General features: G+C 71.3%; 22 protein-coding genes and 2 pseudogenes. 11 read left to right on the top strand and 13 right to left on the bottom strand.

From position 1 onward, the window contains the following. The first annotated feature begins 416 nt into the window (after nt 1–416). Nucleotides 417–1,079, top strand: a complete 663-nt coding sequence (locus AB0K28_RS37035; RefSeq protein ID WP_364379205.1) for an HAD-IA family hydrolase — start codon at nt 417–419, stop codon at nt 1,077–1,079. 54 nt (nt 1,080–1,133) lie between these two features. Here the strand turns inward: AB0K28_RS37035 and AB0K28_RS37030 are convergent, their stop codons facing one another. Beyond that, nucleotides 1,134–2,156, bottom strand: coding sequence for an L-threonylcarbamoyladenylate synthase (locus AB0K28_RS37030; RefSeq protein ID WP_364379202.1), 1,023 nt, complete (start codon nt 2,154–2,156; stop codon nt 1,134–1,136). A 326-nt stretch (nt 2,157–2,482) separates the two neighbouring features. Between AB0K28_RS37030 and AB0K28_RS37025 the strand changes: the two genes are divergently transcribed. Beyond that, on the top strand, nt 2,483–2,863 hold the full coding sequence (locus AB0K28_RS37025) for a helix-turn-helix transcriptional regulator (protein ID WP_364379199.1): 381 nt from the start codon (nt 2,483–2,485) through the stop codon (nt 2,861–2,863). Between the two features lie 10 nt (nt 2,864–2,873). On the opposite strand, the gene AB0K28_RS37020 is transcribed toward AB0K28_RS37025, so the two are convergent. Then, nucleotides 2,874–3,503, bottom strand: coding sequence for an HD domain-containing protein (locus AB0K28_RS37020; protein ID WP_364379196.1), 630 nt, complete (start codon nt 3,501–3,503; stop codon nt 2,874–2,876). 79 nt (nt 3,504–3,582) lie between these two features. Beyond that, a pseudogene (locus AB0K28_RS37015) lies at nt 3,583–3,735 on the bottom strand (UBP-type zinc finger domain-containing protein); the annotation flags it as partial. Nucleotides 3,736–4,008: 273 nt separating this feature from the next. Here AB0K28_RS37015 and AB0K28_RS37010 point away from each other — a divergent pair. After that, a complete protein-coding gene (locus AB0K28_RS37010) occupies nt 4,009–4,236 on the top strand; it encodes a hypothetical protein (RefSeq protein WP_364379193.1) in 228 nt (75 codons plus the stop codon). On the opposite strand, the gene AB0K28_RS37005 is transcribed toward AB0K28_RS37010, so the two are convergent. The 3 genes from AB0K28_RS37005 to AB0K28_RS36995 form a co-directional block, all read right to left on the bottom strand. Next, on the bottom strand, nt 4,214–4,375 hold the full coding sequence (locus tag AB0K28_RS37005; RefSeq protein ID WP_364379190.1) for a hypothetical protein: 162 nt from the start codon (nt 4,373–4,375) through the stop codon (nt 4,214–4,216). The genes AB0K28_RS37010 and AB0K28_RS37005 overlap by 23 nt on opposite strands. 74 nt (nt 4,376–4,449) lie before the next feature. Continuing rightward, nucleotides 4,450–4,899, bottom strand: a complete 450-nt coding sequence (locus tag AB0K28_RS37000) for a group II truncated hemoglobin (RefSeq protein WP_364379187.1) — start codon at nt 4,897–4,899, stop codon at nt 4,450–4,452. 20 nt (nt 4,900–4,919) lie between these two features. Beyond that, nucleotides 4,920–5,846: an oxidoreductase gene (locus AB0K28_RS36995; protein WP_364379184.1), complete on the bottom strand. Its 927-nt coding sequence runs from the start codon at nt 5,844–5,846 to the stop codon at nt 4,920–4,922. A 78-nt stretch (nt 5,847–5,924) separates the two neighbouring features. On the opposite strand from AB0K28_RS36995, the gene AB0K28_RS36990 reads away from it, so the two are divergent. After that, the gene (locus tag AB0K28_RS36990; protein WP_364379181.1) at nt 5,925–6,611 is read left to right on the top strand and encodes a DNA-binding response regulator; all 687 of its coding nucleotides are present in this window, start codon (nt 5,925–5,927) and stop codon (nt 6,609–6,611) included. Here the strand turns inward: AB0K28_RS36990 and AB0K28_RS36985 are convergent, their stop codons facing one another. Further along, nucleotides 6,612–7,688, bottom strand: coding sequence for a GNAT family N-acetyltransferase (locus AB0K28_RS36985; protein ID WP_364379173.1), 1,077 nt, complete (start codon nt 7,686–7,688; stop codon nt 6,612–6,614). A 30-nt stretch (nt 7,689–7,718) separates the two neighbouring features. On the opposite strand from AB0K28_RS36985, the gene AB0K28_RS36980 reads away from it, so the two are divergent. Next, the gene (locus AB0K28_RS36980; protein WP_364379170.1) at nt 7,719–8,177 is read left to right on the top strand and encodes a MarR family transcriptional regulator; all 459 of its coding nucleotides are present in this window, start codon (nt 7,719–7,721) and stop codon (nt 8,175–8,177) included. Nucleotides 8,178–8,376: 199 nt separating this feature from the next. On the opposite strand, the gene AB0K28_RS36975 is transcribed toward AB0K28_RS36980, so the two are convergent. From AB0K28_RS36975 to AB0K28_RS36965, 3 genes are all read right to left on the bottom strand, one after another. After that, nucleotides 8,377–8,841 (bottom strand): hypothetical protein, encoded by a 465-nt coding sequence (locus tag AB0K28_RS36975; RefSeq protein WP_364379167.1) that lies wholly within the window; start codon nt 8,839–8,841, stop codon nt 8,377–8,379. Between the two features lie 45 nt (nt 8,842–8,886). After that, the gene (locus AB0K28_RS36970; protein ID WP_364379164.1) at nt 8,887–8,994 is read right to left on the bottom strand and encodes an SDR family oxidoreductase; all 108 of its coding nucleotides are present in this window, start codon (nt 8,992–8,994) and stop codon (nt 8,887–8,889) included. 171 nt (nt 8,995–9,165) lie between these two features. Continuing rightward, nucleotides 9,166–9,573, bottom strand: coding sequence for a hypothetical protein (locus AB0K28_RS36965; protein ID WP_364379161.1), 408 nt, complete (start codon nt 9,571–9,573; stop codon nt 9,166–9,168). Between the two features lie 108 nt (nt 9,574–9,681). On the opposite strand from AB0K28_RS36965, the gene AB0K28_RS36960 reads away from it, so the two are divergent. Then, nucleotides 9,682–10,350: a helix-turn-helix domain-containing protein gene (locus tag AB0K28_RS36960; protein WP_364379158.1), complete on the top strand. Its 669-nt coding sequence runs from the start codon at nt 9,682–9,684 to the stop codon at nt 10,348–10,350. Between the two features lie 6 nt (nt 10,351–10,356). On the opposite strand, the gene AB0K28_RS36955 is transcribed toward AB0K28_RS36960, so the two are convergent. Both AB0K28_RS36955 and AB0K28_RS36950 read right to left on the bottom strand, forming a co-directional pair. Then, nucleotides 10,357–10,962: a flavin reductase family protein gene (locus AB0K28_RS36955; protein WP_364379155.1), complete on the bottom strand. Its 606-nt coding sequence runs from the start codon at nt 10,960–10,962 to the stop codon at nt 10,357–10,359. Nucleotides 10,963–11,026: 64 nt separating this feature from the next. Continuing rightward, a complete protein-coding gene (locus tag AB0K28_RS36950; protein WP_345408008.1) occupies nt 11,027–11,632 on the bottom strand; it encodes a TetR/AcrR family transcriptional regulator in 606 nt (201 codons plus the stop codon). A 144-nt stretch (nt 11,633–11,776) separates the two neighbouring features. Here AB0K28_RS36950 and AB0K28_RS36945 point away from each other — a divergent pair, with 144 nt between their 5' ends. Further along, nucleotides 11,777–12,340, top strand: a complete 564-nt coding sequence (locus tag AB0K28_RS36945; protein ID WP_364379152.1) for a hypothetical protein — start codon at nt 11,777–11,779, stop codon at nt 12,338–12,340. A 342-nt stretch (nt 12,341–12,682) separates the two neighbouring features. Beyond that, nucleotides 12,683–12,865: pseudogene (locus AB0K28_RS36940) on the top strand (phosphotransferase); the annotation flags it as partial. Nucleotides 12,866–12,980: 115 nt separating this feature from the next. Here the strand turns inward: AB0K28_RS36940 and AB0K28_RS36935 are convergent. Then, the gene (locus tag AB0K28_RS36935; protein ID WP_364379149.1) at nt 12,981–14,564 is read right to left on the bottom strand and encodes an MFS transporter; all 1,584 of its coding nucleotides are present in this window, start codon (nt 14,562–14,564) and stop codon (nt 12,981–12,983) included. A 104-nt stretch (nt 14,565–14,668) separates the two neighbouring features. On the opposite strand from AB0K28_RS36935, the gene AB0K28_RS36930 reads away from it, so the two are divergent. From AB0K28_RS36930 to AB0K28_RS36920, 3 genes are read left to right on the top strand one after another with little or no spacing between them, the layout of a single operon-like run. Further along, entirely contained in the window at nt 14,669–15,562 is an 894-nt protein-coding gene (locus AB0K28_RS36930; RefSeq protein WP_364379146.1) for a helix-turn-helix transcriptional regulator, read from the top strand. Nucleotide 15,563: 1 nt separating this feature from the next. After that, nucleotides 15,564–16,256: a hypothetical protein gene (locus AB0K28_RS36925; RefSeq protein WP_364379143.1), complete on the top strand. Its 693-nt coding sequence runs from the start codon at nt 15,564–15,566 to the stop codon at nt 16,254–16,256. Beyond that, complete coding sequence (locus AB0K28_RS36920) at nt 16,253–17,560, top strand: hypothetical protein (RefSeq protein WP_364379140.1); 1,308 nt, start codon at nt 16,253–16,255, stop codon at nt 17,558–17,560. The genes AB0K28_RS36925 and AB0K28_RS36920 overlap by 4 nt, the downstream gene beginning before the upstream one ends. The last annotated feature ends 44 nt before the right edge of the window (nt 17,561–17,604 follow it).

Genomic DNA, 17,604 nt, shown 5'->3' with positions numbered 1-17,604 from the left:
CTCCTAGTACTTTAGGCTTCTAGATGTGAGCGGAACATAAGAATCGCCCGCAGCGGGCCCTGCTTGACGGCGAACTCTTCAGCGACGCTCGCTCACTGGAACTGCTCACCGAGCGGCGCAACCGGCTGCGCGACATCCCCATCCTCCGGTACGGACGGGGCACCATTCCCTTCCGGTTCATGGCGCGGTGCCTGAGCGGCCGGCGGGCATCACTGCCCCCTGCCGGTGCTCTTCAGAGGCGCGGCGCCGAACGCCGGTCTGAACGGGTGTCAGCCGGTACGACGTGGCACCGGGCAGGCCACCATCCCGCCCCAGCTCCAGCCGCCGCGGTCACCGACGGCAAGCGAGGCGGGCGAATGACCTTCGCGCCCGTCCGGGGCACGGCTACGTTACCTTTGGCTGCTGTGATCAGGGCTGTGGTCATCGACGTGGACGACACGCTGTGCCTCACTGAGGCGGTGTGTTTCGAGCTGGAGAACGAGGTGCTGAGACGCATCGGCCGGCGGCCGATGTCGCGGGCCGTGCACCTGTCGACCTGGGGCATGCCCTTGCTTGATGCCATGCTCGAGCGCTCCCCCGGCCTGGACCTGCAGGACTTCACGGCGGCATACCGTCTCGTGCTTGGCGACTACGTCCGAACTGGCCGCCTGGACGTCATCACGCCGGAGAATCTCGCCGCGCTCGACGTCCTGCTGGCGGAGGGACGTCGCCTCATGCTGCTGACCTCGCGTACCGAAGCCGAGATGGAGCATCTTCTCGCTCCGGAACACGTGCTCGCCGACCGGCTCACCGCAGCCTACCACGCAGACAACACGCCTTTCAGCAAACCAGACCCCCGCGCCTTCACCCCGCTCCTCGCCGACACCGGGCTGCGGCCGGACGAATGCGTGTACGTGGGAGATTCCCCGAGCGACGGGCAAGCGGCCAACGGGGCCGGCTTACACTTCATCGCCTGCCTGCACAGCGGCATCCGCCGGCCTCAGCACTTCGCCGGCTGTCGTGTCGACGCGTTCATCGACACCTTCCCCGACGTGGTCGGCGCCGTGGCGAATCTGGAAGGAGCGCTGCGCGGGCCGTGATCCCCCGCGCCCGGGGCAGACGTCATGCAGCGGCGTGACCGGCGTCGGTGCCGATCACGCGGTGGGTCGAGGCCCTGCGGCGCGGCGCAGCCGGTTGGCGATCGCGGCTCCCAGCCCCTGCTCCGGCGGCAGGGACGCGACGATGAGGTCGCAGCCGCGCTGGTCGAGTTCGCGCAGGAAGGCGTACAGCCGTTGCGCGTAGGCGGCCATCGAAGCCGGCAGCGCCACCACGGCGTGCGCCTTCACCTCGGCGCCGGCGAAGGCAGGGGGAAGCAGCACGCCCACCTGGTGGCCCGACTCCTGCACCCGTTCCGCCTCGGCGATCACCTCCTCGGGCTCGACGAGCACGACCCGGGCCCGCGGCGCGTAGTGCGAAGGATGCTGGCCTGGCACCCGTACCGGGCTCGTGGCGGGAGCCGCGAGCGGGCGGCCCAGCGCCGCTTCGAGGTCTTCACGCGTCACGCCGCCGGGCCGGAGGATGCTCACGACCTCGCCCATGGCATCGACGATGGTCGACTCGACGCCTACCGGGCAGGGCCCGCCGTCCAGCACGACGTCGACGGCGTCACCGAGTTCGGCGCGGACGTGGCCGGCCGTGGTAGGGCTGACCGAGCCGAAGCGGTTGGCCGACGGTGCCGCGATGCCGCCGCCGAAGGCCTCAAGCAGCGCGAGCGCGACAGGATGGGCGGGCACCCGCACGGCCACCGTCTCCAGGCCGCCGGTCGTCTCCAGCGGCACCCGGCGGCCGCGCCGCAGCACCAGCGTCAGCGGCCCGGGCCAGAAACGCTCGGCCAGCAGCCGCGCGGCGGCGGGAACCTCCGCCGCCCAGTCGTCCAGGTGCTCCGCGCCGCCGAGGTGGACGATCAGCGGGTGGGACGGCGGGCGGGCCTTGACCTGGAAGACGCGCGCGACGGCGGCGCCGTCGGCGGCGTTGGCACCCAGGCCGTAAACAGTCTCGGTCGGGAAGGCCACCAGACCTCCACCGCGCAGCACCTCGGCCGCCCTGTCGATGGCTCTGCTGTCGATGGCTCCGCTGTCGATGGCCGCGCTGTCGATGTCACCAGGTCTTGCCGTCACCCTCGAAATTCTCCCACTGTTTTCTGCCGCCGGATTCCGCGCAGGATGAGGTCGCTGCTACGGCGAGGCAGGCGGCCCATCGGTGTGGCCGAGGAGACGGGCCGTCGCGTCCTGTACGGCGGCGGAGACCCGGAAGGGCAGACCATTCCCTTCGGTGCGCTGCTCGGGCCCTGTACTCCAGCTCCGAACCCGATCCTGCCCCTGGCCGCGGTACAGACCGTCCCAGCCACCTCGGCCGCACGGTACTGGCTGCTCCAAGAGCTTCGCGAGCGCTTGGAACGCGCCGCGCTGATCGCACCACTGGTGATCGTCATCGACGACGTCCCATGGTGCGGCGAAGGCGCCCTTCTGGCCTTGCGTACGCTGCCCCAGCGGCTGTCCATGCACCCCATCGCGTGGATCCTCTCGGCGCGGACCGGCCCGCTCACCCCCGACGTGCGTGCCGCGCTGGCCGCGCGGCACCTGCCCGCCGGCGCCGGTCACGGGCCGTTCCCGGCAGGCCAGCTGAAGGCTGGGACAGCCTCACCGCCTCCGAGTTGCGGATCGTCCTGCTTGTCGCCGGCGGAGCCACCAACAAGCAGGTCGCCGACCAGCTCTTCCTGTCACCGCACACGGTCGGCACCCACCTGTGGCGCGCCTTCACCAAGCTCGGCATCAGCTCCCGCGTCGAGCTCACGCGGCTTGTCCTCGAACACGACACCGCGTGATGAACATCGCCTACTCGGGCCAGGGCGATTGCAGGATGGTGTCGACGAAGTTGCCGCGCCGGAAACCGGGCACGTAGCGTTCGAGCACGTCCGCCTTGACGTTGCCGAAGGTGGTCTCCGGCTTGGGTGCGATGCCGTCGGCGAACGCCTGCAGGATCTGGTGCTTGAAGTCCGGCCGCGGATGCAGCGCGGTGATCTCGGCCCGCTGCTCCTCGGTGAGGTCGTGGTAGCCGATGCCCAGCACGTCGTACTCCACCCCCGCCGTGACCAGGGCCACCTCCGGCTCCATGAACTCGGGGATGCCCGGCGTGGTGTGCAGGGCGATGGCCGTCCACACCCGGCGCACGCTGTCCTCCGGCACGTGGTGCTCCTGGAGGAAGCGGCGGGCCGCGTCGGCGCTGTCCACCTCGAACCGGTGGCCGCTGCCGCGATGCTCCTCGTTCAACCCGAGATCGTGAAACATCGCGCCGATGTAGAGCAGCTCCGGGTCGAAGCTCAACCCGCGGTTGCGGCCCTGCAACGCGCCCCAGAAGTAGACACGCCGGGAGTGGTGGTAGATCAGGTCGCTGGTCGACTCCCGTACCAACGACGTCGCCTCGGTGGCGAGCTTGGTGTCGGGAACAGTGATCTCGCTGGACATCAGAGTCTCCTCGCGCTGGTGAACACATGCAGCACCGGTCGCGGCCGCGCCACGGACGCCGAATCCCCCACCGATCCCCAGGCTCCAGAGAAGCGGTCGCCGGATGGCCGGTCAAAGCCCAGTGGGCGGCCGCGTGCCGGCCGGGTGAGGAATCACAGCAGCCCACATGACCGCAGGTCAGGCATTCGCGCAGCTCCACCCACCGGCCACCGCTCTGTGGACACTTCCTCACAACCACCGGCGTACCCGGCTGGAATGGGCTGATGTCTGCCCTGTACCTGCAGACATGGCCCCAGAAGCTCGCTGCTCATGATGCGCCTTTCCGCGTATCTCGGTCCTGCCTACGGAAGGCTTCCGCCACATGCCGTCGCGCACATCGCACAAAGGGGTGAGCTCGTCCCTGCCCGGTCAGGCGACGGCCGGAGGGCGGCCGAACGAGATCACGCCTCGGTCACCTTCCTGCTGGTCCCGGCGGCGGCCGTGATCGCTCCCTGGAGGCCTGGCCATGGACACCACCGCGCTCAAGGCCCGCCTCCACGCCACCGACCTCATCACCGCGATCACCGGCCTCGATGGAGACGCCCCCGTGCGCCTCCATCTGGTCACCCGGACCGGAACGCCCGCCCCCGACCAGGGCCTGCCCTGGAACGAGCTGATCCGGATCCGCGCGACCGAGCACCTGCCCGGTCACGCCGCCCGGCTCAGGCGGATCAGCAGGTGGTCTTCTCGCTGATGTCGGTGAAGCCGCCGCCCTTGTACGGAATGCCCGGGCTGACGTGACACGCCATGGCGCCGGCGGCCTGAGCGGGCTGGACGCCCGCGAGCAGTCCGGCGGCTATGGCCAGGGCGCTGATTCCGATCGACAGCCGCATGACCCTTTCGTTCCTTGACTGGATGAAAGCGATGCTACGGAGCCGCGGTATGTCGGCGGTATGCGTCGAGGGATTCAGCGTTGTAAGCCGTCCCACGACCACCGGGGAATGGTCATGCCCTCGGGGACGTCGTCGGGCGAGTCGGGGTAGCGGGCCATCGCCGTGGTGGTGGCCCAGGTGAAGTAGTCGTGGAGCACCTGGCGCAGCCGCTCGTCCGCCCCGAGGCCGGCGTCGTCGAGCGCCTGGTCGAAGCAGGCGATCGCGCGGCGGTCCATCTCCTCATGCGGGCCGTTGCCGCTGTGCAGGCGGACGACCTGCGTCTCATCGCCGTGGGAGGCGGAGTAGGTGGCGGGCCCGCCGAGGGCCTCGGCCCAGTAGGCGGCCAGCCGTTCGCTGTGCCGGGGGTGGAACCCCTGGCTGAAGGCGTGGGCGACGACGTCGTCGGCCATCACCCTGGCATGCCACGCCTCGGCCAGGCGGAGCAGGCCCTCGTCGCCGCCCGCCGCCTCGTACACGCTTCGCATGCGCCGAGTATGTCAGCGGGCTATGACAGTTCGGCGATGCCGTCGAGCAGGGCCATCTCGTCGGCGGTCAGCCGGAGGGCGCCGGCGGCGATGTTCTCCTCCAGGTGGGCGAGGTCGCCGGTGCCGGGGATGGCGAGGACGTGGTCGCCGCGGTGCAGGGTCCAGGCGAGGCGGACCTGCGCGGGGGTGGCGCCGTGGGCCTGCGCGACCTCGGCGACCTCCGCCTGGCCCGCCTCGTGGTGGTCGCCGTGCGGAAGGGCGCCGGGGATGGCGGCGGCGACGGAGAAGAACGGCACGAAAGCGATGCCGTGCCGCCCGCACGTCTCCACCAGCGCGTCGTCCTCGCGCTCGGTCAGGCCGTACCGGTTCTGCACGGACACCACCGGAGCGATCTCCATCGCCTCCACGAGCTGCTCCTCGGTGACGTTGGAGACGCCGAGGTCGCGAATCAGTCCGGCCTCGCGCAGCGCGGCCAGGGAGCCGAAGTGCTCGGCCAGGGAGCCGGGCACGCGTTCGAGGCCGGCGCCCCAGCGCAGGTTGACCAGGTCGAGGTGGTCGCGTCCGAGCTGGCGCAGGTTCTCCTCGACCTGGGCGCGCAGCTCCTCGGGCCCGGCGTACTCCTCGAAGCCGCCGTCCCGCGACCGGCCAGGCCCGACCTTCGTGGCGATGACCAGCTCCTCGGCGTAGGGCTGGAGCGCCGTGCTGATCAGCTCGTTGACCGAGCGGGTGGGCAGGAAGTAGAAGGCGGCGGTGTCGATGTGGTTCACGCCCAGCTCGACGGCGTGGCGCAGCACGGCAATCGACTCGGCGCGGTCCTTGGGCTTGGGATCGGTCGGCGTGCCCGCCACGCGCATCGTGCCGTAGCCGATCCGGTTGACGGTACGGTCGCCGAGCCGCCAGGTGCCCGCGGCGGCGGCGTCAGGGGTGCTGTTCAGGTGAGTCGTCATGGGGCTCAGCGTGCAGGCCGGGCTCGCCATCAGCCGCGGTCTGGCAACAAGCTGCCGACCTGCCCGTACCGTGGGAGCATGGCGCAGAATCGAGGGGTGAGCAACGGACTGACCCGCGTGAGCGAAGCGGTCGCGGTCGTGTACGGCGAGGAGGAGCTGTTCCGCAGGACCGCTCACCTGTTCGCCGCCGTCACCGACCTGGCCTGCGCCGCCAACGACCTCGCCACCTGGGCCTACGACCATTCGCCCGAGATGCCGCCCATGCCCGATGGCTACCCCGGCGACCTCCGCGTCCGCAAGCTCTACCGGCCCGGCCTGCTGCTCGACTCGGTGTCCGCGCGCGAGCTGGCCCGGCGCCGCGACAGCCTCGGCGCGGAGATCCGCATCAGCAAAGAGGAGCTCAACGAGACGATCATCCTCGACCGCCGGGTGGTGATCTTGGCGGGCGACCTCAGGGCCGGTCGGCGCGGCTACAGCGTGATCTCGCAGCCGGAGATCGTGCAGGGCGTGATGTCGCTGTTCGAGACGGCCTGGCGGTCGGCGACCGACCTCGCCGTCTACGACGCGCAGGTCGCCGAGATCCGGCAGCTCGCGCCCGCCGTGCTCGACCTGCTCGGCCAGGGGGTCAAGGACGAGACCGCGGCCCGCAGGCTGGGGCTGGGCGTGCGGACCTACCGGCGGCGGGTGGCCGAGCTGATGGACGCGCTCGGCGCGGAGTCCCGTTTCCAGGCGGGCGTCCGGGCCCGTGAACTGGGGCTGGTCTAGTCAGCCCGCCATCGCGTACGCGGGCACGGGCTTGACCAGCGTGGCCGTGTCGCCGTCGGACGACTCCAGCCGGTAGCCCTGGGCCTGGTAGATGCGGAGGTTGCGGGCGCTTCGGGCGCCGGTGGACAGGACCATGCGGCGGCAGCCGGCTTCGGCGGCGGACTCGGCGTCGTGCAGGAGACGGCGTCCCACGCCCTGGCCGCGCAGGTCGGGCACGACGGCGAGGCGGCCGATGTGCCAGTCGTCGTCCACGCGGCGGGTGCGCACCATGCCGAGCAGCCGGCCGTCCCGCCACAGGCCGGTGACGTTCCAGGTCGCCAGCCAGGCGCGCACGTCGTCCAGCGACTCCCCCAGCGCGGGGATGTCCAGGGTGTCGTTGGCCAGCGCCTCCTCCACCCAGCAGCAGCGCTGGAGCACCAGGACGTCGGGGGCGTCGTCGGGGGTCAGCGTCCTGGCGTACGCGCCAGGCAGCAGGTCCGGTCGTGCGCCGGGACGCGTGCGCTCGCGCATCGGCCGCAGGGCATGGGCGAGGCGGACGAGCTCGTCCAGGACGCCGGCGGCGGCCTGGTCACGTCCGGCATCCGGGCGGAGGGTGCCGCCGGAAATGGCGTCGGCGATGCGCAGGGCGACGGTGGCGCCCAGCGGGACCAGCCGCAGCGTGGTGACGACCTGCTTGGCGTGCTGGACCGACCGGGTGCCGGCCGAGGTGTTGCCGTAGCTGACGAAGCCCATGGGCTTCCACGCCCACTCGCGTCCCAGGTAGTCGAGGGCGTTCTTGAAGGCGGCGGGCATGCCGTAGTTGTACTCGGGGGTGACGGCGATGAAGCCGTCGGCGGCGTCCACCATGGCGCTCCACCGCTTGGTGTGCTCGTTGCGGTAGCGGCCGGATGCGGGTTCGTCCTCCTCGTCGAGGAACGGCAGGTCGAGGTCGCTCAGGGCGACGGGTACGAGCTCGGCGCCCAGCTCGGCGGCCCGCGCCGCGAGCGTGCCGGTCAGCCACCCGCTCACGACGGGGCCGAGGGCGCCGGGGCGGGTGCTGCACGTGAGGACGAGGATCCGCAGGGATTTCGTTGACATGGAAACGACCGTAGCTGGTACCTTGTTTACATGTCAACGAGAACGGTGCGCTGGCTCGACGCCGACGAGGAGCGCGCCTGGCGCGCCCTGCGCCGCATGATGATCGCGATCCAGACGCGCACCGCCCACGACCTCGCCGAGATCGGCCTGTCCGAGCCCGACTACGAGGTGCTCAGCACACTGTCGGAGCGGCCCGGCCACACCGCCACGCTGCGCGAGCAGGCCGCCAAGATGGGCTGGTCACGCAGCCGCCTGTCCCGGCACGCCACCCGCATGGAGGAGCGCGGCCTGGTGCGGCGCGAGCCCGATCCCGACGACGGCAGGGGCTGCTACCTCGTCCTCACCGAGCACGGATTGCGCACCCTGGAGGACGCCGCCCCTGCCCACCTCGAGTCGGTGCGCCGCCACGTGATCGACCGCCTCTCCCCCGCGGACCTGTCCGCCCTGGAGGCCATCGCCGCCAAGCTGGAGGAGCCGCCCACCTCTTGATCGCGCCCGCCGTCATGCTCGCCACGATCTCTGGCCGGCATCCGCGCCGCCTCCATCGCCTACCGCTCGGTGGTCATCGACGGATCCCGCCGACCGGCGGCCGACCGTCAATGCGCCCCGCGCCGACTTCCTGCGCTTGAAGAACGGCCACGCCGTCTAAAGGCGCCACCCGGCTCCCTGCACCTTGGCAGCCGGCCCCTCAGGTCGCTTCGTCGAGCTGCTTGGCGATCCGCTCCAGGCCGTCTTTGATGAGCCGGCCGTAGTCGTCGTCGCCGAGCACGTGGATCTCATCCCGCGCCCGCTGCAGGTGCTCGCGGGCGCCGTCGAGATCGCCCAGCTTGCGGTAGCACTCGCTCAGGTTGAGGTGCAGCGACGGATAAAGGCCGGCCACCGACAGCGGCACCCCTGCCTCCGCCACCCGCTCATCGGTGACGCGATCGGCCGCGGCCAGCGCCCGCAGGTCCCACGTCAGCTCCTCGTGCACGTCGTCCTGCACGTCGGCCATGGAGTGAGCGAGCACGCAGACGTGCAGCGGATCACCCTGCTCGCCCCCGATGTCCTCCCAGATCCGCGCGAACAGCTCACGGGCCGCGTCACGCTCACCACGCCGGTGGTGCAGCTCGACCCCCTCGCCGATGCGGGCCATCGTGTCATCGGGGTACATCGGCGGCTCCTTCACCTCGGGGTCGAAGGAGCACTGTACTCGCGATCACACCTGGCCGATACCGCCGTCCACGGGGAGGTCGATGCCGGTGACGAAGCTCGAGTCGGCGGAGGCGAGGAAGAGCGCGGCGGTGGCGATCTCCCGCCCCCTCACCGAGCCGCCCGATGGGCACCTGGGCGGCGACCCGCTCCTTGAACCCTGCCGGGAGGTCCGCGAACGCAAACCCTGAACCGCGCCCGGCGGCCGGGGGGCTGGAGGCGTCGGATCAGGCGCCGGGCGGCATCACCGAGCCGATGCACCGGCGATGCCGCACTACCGAAGGACCTAGCCGTTGGCCTGGGTCACGGCGGCCACGATCTCGGGTTTGTCCGACTGCAGGCTGCCGCGCCACCCGACGTTGTGCAGCGGGTACTCGTTGATCAGCACCAGCACTTCCGCGGTGTCGGCGATGCCCTTGTAGGCGCCGGTGATGGCCGCCTCGATCTTCCGTACCACCTCGCGCTTGGCGTCCAGCCGGTACAGCTCGGGCGCCTCCAGCGTGCAGACCGGGCGCACCGGGTCGGCGCCGACCCGCCCGTCCTGGGAGACGTTCTCCGCCGGGTATTCGCGCACCCAGCCCCGCGTGTCGGGGATGCGGTACGCCCCGTCGAGCGCCTCGGTGATCTCCTTGAGCATCTTCCGCTTCGCGTCCGGCGACGCGCCCTCAGGGGCGTCGATGGTGAACACGGGCATGTGCCGCCTCCTTGTTGTCTCTCAACCGGACTTGGACAGTAGCAGTGTTCACTTGGAAAATCCAAGTAGATAGGTGGCTTGTCCCATGAGGTGCGCTAGCATCGCCCTGTGGCGGGCAAGCGGAAATACGACGACGGGTGCGCGGTCGCGCACGCCCTCGACCTGGTCGGCGAGCGATGGGCGCTGCTGGTGGTCAGGGAGCTGCTGCTGGGGCCGAAGCGATTCACCGACCTGCAGACCGGGCTGCCCGGGGTGAGCACCGACATCCTCACCCAGCGGCTGCGCGAGCTGGCCGCGGCCGGGGTCGTACGCCGCCGCCGGCTGGCCAGACCCGCCGCGTCCTGGGTCTACGAACTGACCCGGTGGGGTGCCGAGCTGGGACCGATCGTGGTGTCGCTGGCCAGGTGGGGCGGCCGTTCGCCGGGCCTGCGGCCTGACGCGCCGATCGGGGTCGACTCGGTGCTGCTGTCACTGGAGGCGCTGTTCGACGCCCGCGCCGCAGAAGGGTTCGCCGCGACCCTCGGCCTCCGCGTCGGCGAGGACGACTTCACGGTGACCGTCGCCGATGGGCGCATCGCGGTCAGCCGGGGCGAGCCTGACGATCCCGACGCCACGCTGGCCACCGACCTGGACACCCTGCTCGCCCTGCTCCGCACCGACCGGCCCCTCGATGAGCTGCTGGACGGCGGCACCGCGAAGGGAGATCGCGGGCTCATCGAGAGATGGCGGGCGCTGTTCCCGCTGCCGGATCCCGTTCCCGTCGAGGACCGCACCTGAGGGTGCTCAGCGGGCGGGCTCCTCGTACGGGATGCGCGCCAGGTGCAGCACCTCGCCGAGCGTGCCCCACTGGTCGCCGCCCAGCTTGGTCAGGGGGCGGAGGCGTTCGGCGTTCGGGCGGCCGCCCACGAGGTACTCCTGGTGCACGGCGGCGAGGAAGACGCGGCCGAAGACCAGGGTGGAGTTGCCCATGCGCAGAGTCGTGTGGGAGCGGCACTCCAGGACGACGGGCGAGGCGGCCACCCGGGGCGGGCGGACGAGGCGGCTGGGCTCGCGTTCGATGCCCACCATGTCGAACTCGCCGACCGTGCGCGGGACGTCGGTGGCGGTGTCGCGGATCTGGCGCATCAGCGGCTCGGAGCTGAAGTTGACGACGAACTCCGGCGTGTCCTCGACGTTGCGCAGCGAGTCCTTGCGGCCGATCGAGGTGAACTGCACGATCGGCGGGTCGGTGCTGGCGATGCTGAAGAAGGAGTGCGGGGCGAGGTTCTCGACGGCTCCGTCGGGGGTGACGGTCGAGATCCAGGCGATCGGCCGTGGCACGACCACGGAGGTCAGGAACCGGTAGAAGCCGTCCCCGCCCAGCTCTTCGGGGTCGAAGTCGACGCGCATGGCGTCCAGTATTCATCGGGCCCTCCCGCCCGGCGCGGTCGCCACGCGGGAGGACCCGATGACGTCAGGCGCCGGCCGAGGTGGTGCCGCCGCTGGTCGTGTAGACCTCCAGCAGGCGTTCGACGCCGTGCAGGAACGTGTCGCTGATCAGCTCGGGGTCGAACAGGCAGCCGGCCGCCATGGCGCCGTCGCGCATCATGACGAAGTGGCGTCCGGCGGGCTCGGCGCCGTCCTCGCGGATCTGGGCCAACAGGCCCGTGACGGTGTCGAGGAACCACTGGCGGTGGGCGATCACGGCCTTGCGCACCGGCGACTCGGGGTCGGGGTATTCGGCGGCGGCGTTGAGGAACGCGCAGCCGCGAAAGCCCTCCGACTGGATGCCCTGGGCGATGGAGCGGCTGATGGCGAGGATCGCCTCGGCGGGCGGCAGGCCGGCGGCGGCCTCTTCCGCGGGTGCCCGGATGGCGCGATCGACCCCGCCCAGGTAGGCGAGGACGAGCTCCTCCTTGCCGGGAAAGTGCCGGTAGAGGGTGGCCCTGGTGACCTGGGCCTCTCCGACGATGCGATCGATACCGACGGAGTGGATGCCCTCCGTGTAGAAGAGCCGGGTGGCCGTGTCGAGGAGCCGGGACCGCGCTTCGGACGGCCGGCCTTCGGTTTCGGTGCGCATGTGACCATCCTAGTGGGTAGACCGTTCGGTCTTGACAGTTTGCCAAACGGGGAGGAGTCTAGGCAAGACCGAACGTTCTGTTTTGGCGAGTCGACCCCGCATGCGCGGCCTCCTCGTCACCTTCTCGCTGTGTAAAGGACCACCATGAGCTCCATCGCCGCCTCCCCCAGCCTTTCCGGGACCGCGTCCGCACTGCGGCGGCTGTACTTCGTCCGGTTCGCCTTCGCCATCGTCTGGGCCCTCGTGATGTTCACGACGGCCGCGAACCTGGGCCCGCTCGCGGCCACCCTGCTGGTGCTCTATCCGCTCTTCGACGTCGGCGCCGCCATCGTGGACGCCCGCTCCTCGCGCGCGACCGGCTCCCCTGCCCTCCTGTACGTGAACGTCGCCGTCAGCTCGATCACCGCCATCGGCGTGGCCATCGCGTGCGCCTCCGGCATCCCCGCGGTGCTGCGCGTCTGGGGCGCGTGGGCCATCGTGGCCGGTGCGGTGCAGCTCATCGTGGCCGTGCCCCGGCGCAAGATGGGCGGCCAGTGGCCGATGATCCTCAGCGGCGGCATCTCGGTGCTCGCCGGCGCCTCGTTCATCCTCGGCGCCGCCGCCCCCAACCCGACGCTGGCCAACGCCGCCGGTTACGCCATCCCGGGCGGCATCTTCTTCCTCATCTCCGCCTTCCGCCTCGGCCGTACCGCCAAGCGCAAGCACTGACCGTGATTCCGGCCCTGCGCGCTAGGGTCGGAACCCGTGGAGATCCTGCAGGACTCTGCCCATCGCAGGGTCGTACGCATCGGCGACACCGTCCGCCGGCCCACCCACCCGTGGACGCCCGCCGTCCACGCCCTGCTCCGGCACCTGGAGGACGTGGGCTTCCCCTACTCCCCGCGGGTGCTGGGACTCGACGGCGAGGGCCGCGAGATCCTCACCTACCTGGACGGCGAGTCCGGCCCGCAGGGCTGGGCCAAGGTCACCGGCGACACGGGCCTGACCTCCTTCGCCCGCCTCCTCCGCGACTACCACGACGCGATCGCGGGCTTCCGCCTGCCCGACGGCATGCGCTGGTTCACGACGGACGCGCGCGACGACGAGGTGATCTGCCACGGCGACTTCGGCCCGTGGAACATCGTCTGGCGAGGCGAACGGCCCGTGGGGATCCTGGACTGGGACTACGCCCGGTCCGGGCCCCGGCTGCACGATGTCGCCCACGCGCTGGAGTACGTCGCGCCGTTCCGCGACGACGCCGAATGCCTGCGCTGGCTCCGCTATCCCGAGCCGCCCGACCGGCGCCACCGCCTGGAGCTCTTCGCCGCCGCCTACGGCCTGACCTCTACCGAGGGCCTGGCCGACGCGGTCATCGCCGTTCAGCAGGACGGGATCGAGCAGGTTCGCCGGCTGGCCGGCGCCGGGCACCAGCCGCAGGTCCGCTGGGTCGCCGGCGGCCACCTCGACGACCTGCGGCAACGACTGGCCTGGAGCCGGGCCCACCGCCACCTCTTCGGGTAGCGACGGCCACGACGCCGAGCACGACGTGCAGAGCGCTCGCCACCGCGGCGACCACGTGGAGGCCGGTGACGAAGGCCGTCTTCGCCTCCGTGGCCAGGGCGGGCGCCAGGTCGCGCAGGTGGAGCGTCTCGTCGAGGGTGGGGGCCAGGTCCGGGCCCTGGAGGCGGAAGACCAGGGCGGCGAGTGAGCCGAGCAGGGCGATGCCGAGGGCGTTGCCCAGCTCGTTGCTGGTCTCCGCGATCGCGCCCGCCGCGCCCGCGCGCTCGACGGGGACGGCGCCGACGGCGGTGTCGGCGACGACGCTGAAGCTGATGCCGTAGCCGATTCCGGTGACGACCGTGGCGGTGACGTACCAGCCGATGCCGCCGGTGATCGCCGTGGGGAGCAGGAACAGCAGGCCGCCCGCGATGGAGAAGTGGCAGGCGATCAGGGCGGTGCGCTTGCCGATGCGGTCGGCCACGGAGGGCGTGACGACGCACGTGATGGTCAGGACGACGGCGCCGGGGATCGCGAGCAGGGCCGCGTGCAGGACGCTCAGGCCGAGGACGGACTGCAGGTAGACGCCCGCCAGGTACGCGGTCGCCGACCACGCCGCCAGCGGCAGCAGCCCGGTGACGATCGCCAGCGAGAAGAGCCGGTCGCGGAAGAGCGAGAAGTCCATCAGGGGCTGCCGGAGGCTCAGTTGCCTGCGGGCGAACCAGGCCAGGAGCGCCGCTCCGGCGACGCCCGCGATCACCGTGCTGCCCGACAGGCCCTCAGTGGCGGCCGCCTTTACAGCGTAGATCACAAGCAAAAGACCGAGGGCGGAGGTCACGACGCTGAGCGCGTCGATCCTGCCTGCGCGCTTCGTGCGCACCTCGCGGAGCAGGCCGGGCGCGAGGAGCAGGAACAGGGCGACGACCGGCACGTTGACGAGAAAGACCGAGCCCCACCAGAACCGCTCCAGCACGAGACCGCCCACCACCGGGCCGATGGCGAACCCGGCGGCGAACGCAGCGGCGAAGACGCCGATCGCCTGCGCCCGGCGTCGCGGGTCGGCGAACAGCTCGCTCAGCACCGCCAGCGCCGACGGGAGGAGAGTCGCGCCCGCCACTCCCATCAGCGCGCGGGCGGCGATGAGGAGCTCGGCGTTCGGCGCGTAGGCCGCCAGGGCGGAGCCGATGCCGAAGACCGTGGCGCCGATCACGAGCAGCTTCAGCCGGCCGTACCGGTCGCCGAGGTTGCCGGACGCGATCAGCAGGGAGCCGACGGCGAAGCCGTAGCCGTCCAGGATCCAGAGGGCCTGGTCGGCGGTGGGCAGGAGGGCCTGGCTGATCCTGGGCATCGCCAGGAAGAGGATGGATCCGTCCATGGAGACGAGCAGGACGGGCCCGAGGACCACGGTGAGGCCGAGCCAGGCGCGCAGCCCCGGTGCAGTGTGTTGTTGCGACATGTCCCTGACTGTCGGGCCGGGGCCGGATCGTCAGCCATCCCCCTGCCATGGGTGCACCTGACAGGGTCACCCACGCGGGCGCCCGGCCGCCTACGATCGGTCGCATGGAGAGTCTGGGGGCGTTCCTCAAGCGCCGGCGTGATCTGGTCACGCCGGAGATGGCCGGGCTGCGTACGTACGGGACCACGCGCCGCGTCCCCGGCCTGCGGCGAGAGGAGCTGGCCCAGCTCGCGGGGGTGAGCGTCGGTTACTACATCCGGCTGGAGCAGGGGCAGGCGGAGAGCGCGTCCGAGCAGGTGCTGGACGCCCTCGCGCGGGTGCTGCGGCTCGACCCGATCGAGGCCGTCCACCTGCACAACCTCGCCCGGCAACCCGGCAACCCCGGCCTGTCCGAGCCTCCTGCCGAGGAGCCGCATCCCCGGGTCGTCGCGCTCCTGGAGTCTCTGAGCGAGGCGATGCCGGCGATCGTGCTCGGCCGGCGGGGCGACGTGCTCGCCTGGAACCGTACCGGTCACGCGCTCCTGGCCGAGCACGTCCCGTTCGAGGCGCCGCAGGAGGCGGCGCGGCGCCCGTCCGTTCCCCGGATGTTCTTCCTCGACCCGTTCACCCGCGACCTGCATCGCAACTGGGACGAGCTGGCCCGCGTCCACGTCGCCTACCTGCGGCTCACGGCGGGACGGTTCCCCACGGACGCGCTGCTGGCGAAGCTGATCGGTGAGCTGACGATGCGGAGTGCCGAGTTCGCGACGCTGTGGGCCGAGGGTGAGGTGGCCGACTGCACGGTCGGCACCATGCACCTGCGGCACCCCACCGTCGGGGCGGCCGGCGTCAGCTATCAGGTGTGGCTGCAGCCCGACAGTCCCGATCACCGGCTCGAGGTCTACACGCCGAACGACCCCGGGTCCGCCGACGCCCTGCGGCTTCTCGCGCATCGGAGCGCCGAATCCGGCTCAGGTGATTTCCCGCAACTTGCGGCGGAGCACGGTTTCGCGCATTAGCGTGCACGGCATGCTGGTCATTTCTCTGCAGGCCATTTTGGAGGAGGCGCTGGCGGTCGGGCGCTTCAATACGGGAAATGTCCGGCATCTGCCCGATTTGCTGCGGCCGGAGAACATGCGGCAGTTGCGAGAGCATTCGGCGGTCTTCTGTTTTCTGGCCTTTCATCCCACCGGGGACGCCGCCGTCGCCGACTACGTACGTTCCGGCACGATGGCCGATGACAGCGGGCCCGACGTGCTCGTCCTGTTCACGCTCGACCGGTCCGCGCCGATCGCGGTCCCGCTCGGGTCGGACGCGTTCGGGCAGTGGGCGGAGCTGGATAGAGGGGCTAATCCGGCGAATCACATGATTCGCACGCTTTTCGCCGGTTCTCGGGTGCCGCCATTGCCGGGTCTCGCCGTCTTCCTCGATCTGTCCGAGGACACCGAAGGGTTCTATCTGCCGCTGGGGCATTTGGCGTCGGAGCATGAGGTACGGACGTTCCTGCGCGAGGCGTTCGCCGACATCGACCACCTCGCCACCACCGGCGAGCCCGGCAGGCTCCTCGACGACCTCGGCGTGGTGTGGACGCGGCGCGGGCTGGCGTACGAGCGGACCGGCCGAAGACCCGTACGCGAATGGCTGATCGAGGGCTTCCGCACAGCGAGAGAGCACTACGGCGACATCGTCGGCACGATCGGACTGATGGGATGATCGACATCCAGTGGCAGGCCCGGGAGACGCCGCCCGGCGCCGAGACGCTCATGGGCGTCCTCGGCGAGTTGACGCAGGAGGCGTTGTTCGCCGGCACCTGCGATGCCGTGCTCGGCCCGTCGCGCTTCCCGGGCGGTGACCTCCAGAGCCGCGTTCCCCGGCACATCGTGACGGTCCGGCTGGCCGAGGCGCTGGAGCGGGCGATCGGGCTGGAGTTCGCCCCGTCCATGCGCATCCCGTTCCTGTGGCTGGCGCGGCGGGGCGGGGGTGAGCCGGGCGGTTACCTGCCCGCCTCCTTCGGTTTCCCGCCCTCCCACTGGGCCATCGATCTGCTGGCCCGGTGGGAGGCGCACGACTCGGTCAGAAGGTCCTGGGCCGCGGACGCCCGCGATGGCAACAGCCGCGTCCTGGAGTCGGCCCGCCTGCTGCGGGCGGCCCTCTTCCATGCACTTCGGACGGGCGATCCGTCAGCGGCCGTCCGTTATGTCGTGGACGTGGTGGAGTGCGGGTTGTGCCGGGACGTCAAAGGGGCGGCTCGGGCCATCACCCTGCTGCTGCGGGTGCGGTCCGGGGGCGGGACGGCCGAGGAGATGGTCCGGACCTTCTTCGACGGGCGGCTGCCGGGCAGCTTCCACGAGTGGATGACCACCCCGTACGCGCAGGCCGACCCAGAGCCGCGGCCCCTTTCCTCCGAGGCGTCCTCACTGGTCGGGATGCTGGTGGAGCGGGCGTTCCGCCTGCTGGAGGAGGCTCGGCGGACCGATGGGTTCGACTCCTGGTTCATGGCACTGACCAGGGCCGAGAGCGTCATCCAGGTCACCCTGTACGTCCTGCAGTGGAGCATGCCCCGCATGCCGCTGGGGCTGCGGGCCGTGCACGGGCAGCTGTCGGAGCTGGACGCGCACTACAGCGGGATGGTGGCGAGCCTGCGGGTGGCGCGTGCGCCCGTCATGGAGTCGGTCGTCAGGCACAGCCGTGGGCTGGCCGAGGTCTTCCGGGCCAAGGGCGACGTGAGCGGGGACCGGTTCGCCCGGGAGGCGCTGCTCATCCCGCGCTTCCTGCTGGACGAGCCCTTGACGGACGGCTGGCGCGAGCCCGGCCATCGCACGGCGTCCATGCTGCCCAGGCCGGACGGGCTGCGGGAGCGGCTCTCGCCCGAGCAGGCCGTCGTGCTCGCGCCGGACGACCCCTCCTCCTGGCGGGAGCTGGGCTCGCTGTTGCGGGGGCGGGACGCGCCCTGGGCCGGTCAGGTGTGTGATCACCTGGCGGGGGTCGCGGCCGAGTGGGCGCACCCGCCGGCCTGAGACGACCGCGCCCGGCTTGGATTGGCGAGCGCACAGCGTCCCGC

This window comes from Nonomuraea sp. NPDC049504, from assembly GCF_040676845.1.
In the GTDB taxonomy this organism is placed as follows: Bacteria; Actinomycetota; Actinomycetes; order Streptosporangiales; family Streptosporangiaceae; genus Nonomuraea; species Nonomuraea salmonea.
This window is presented reverse-complemented; position numbering and strand designations above follow the sequence as displayed.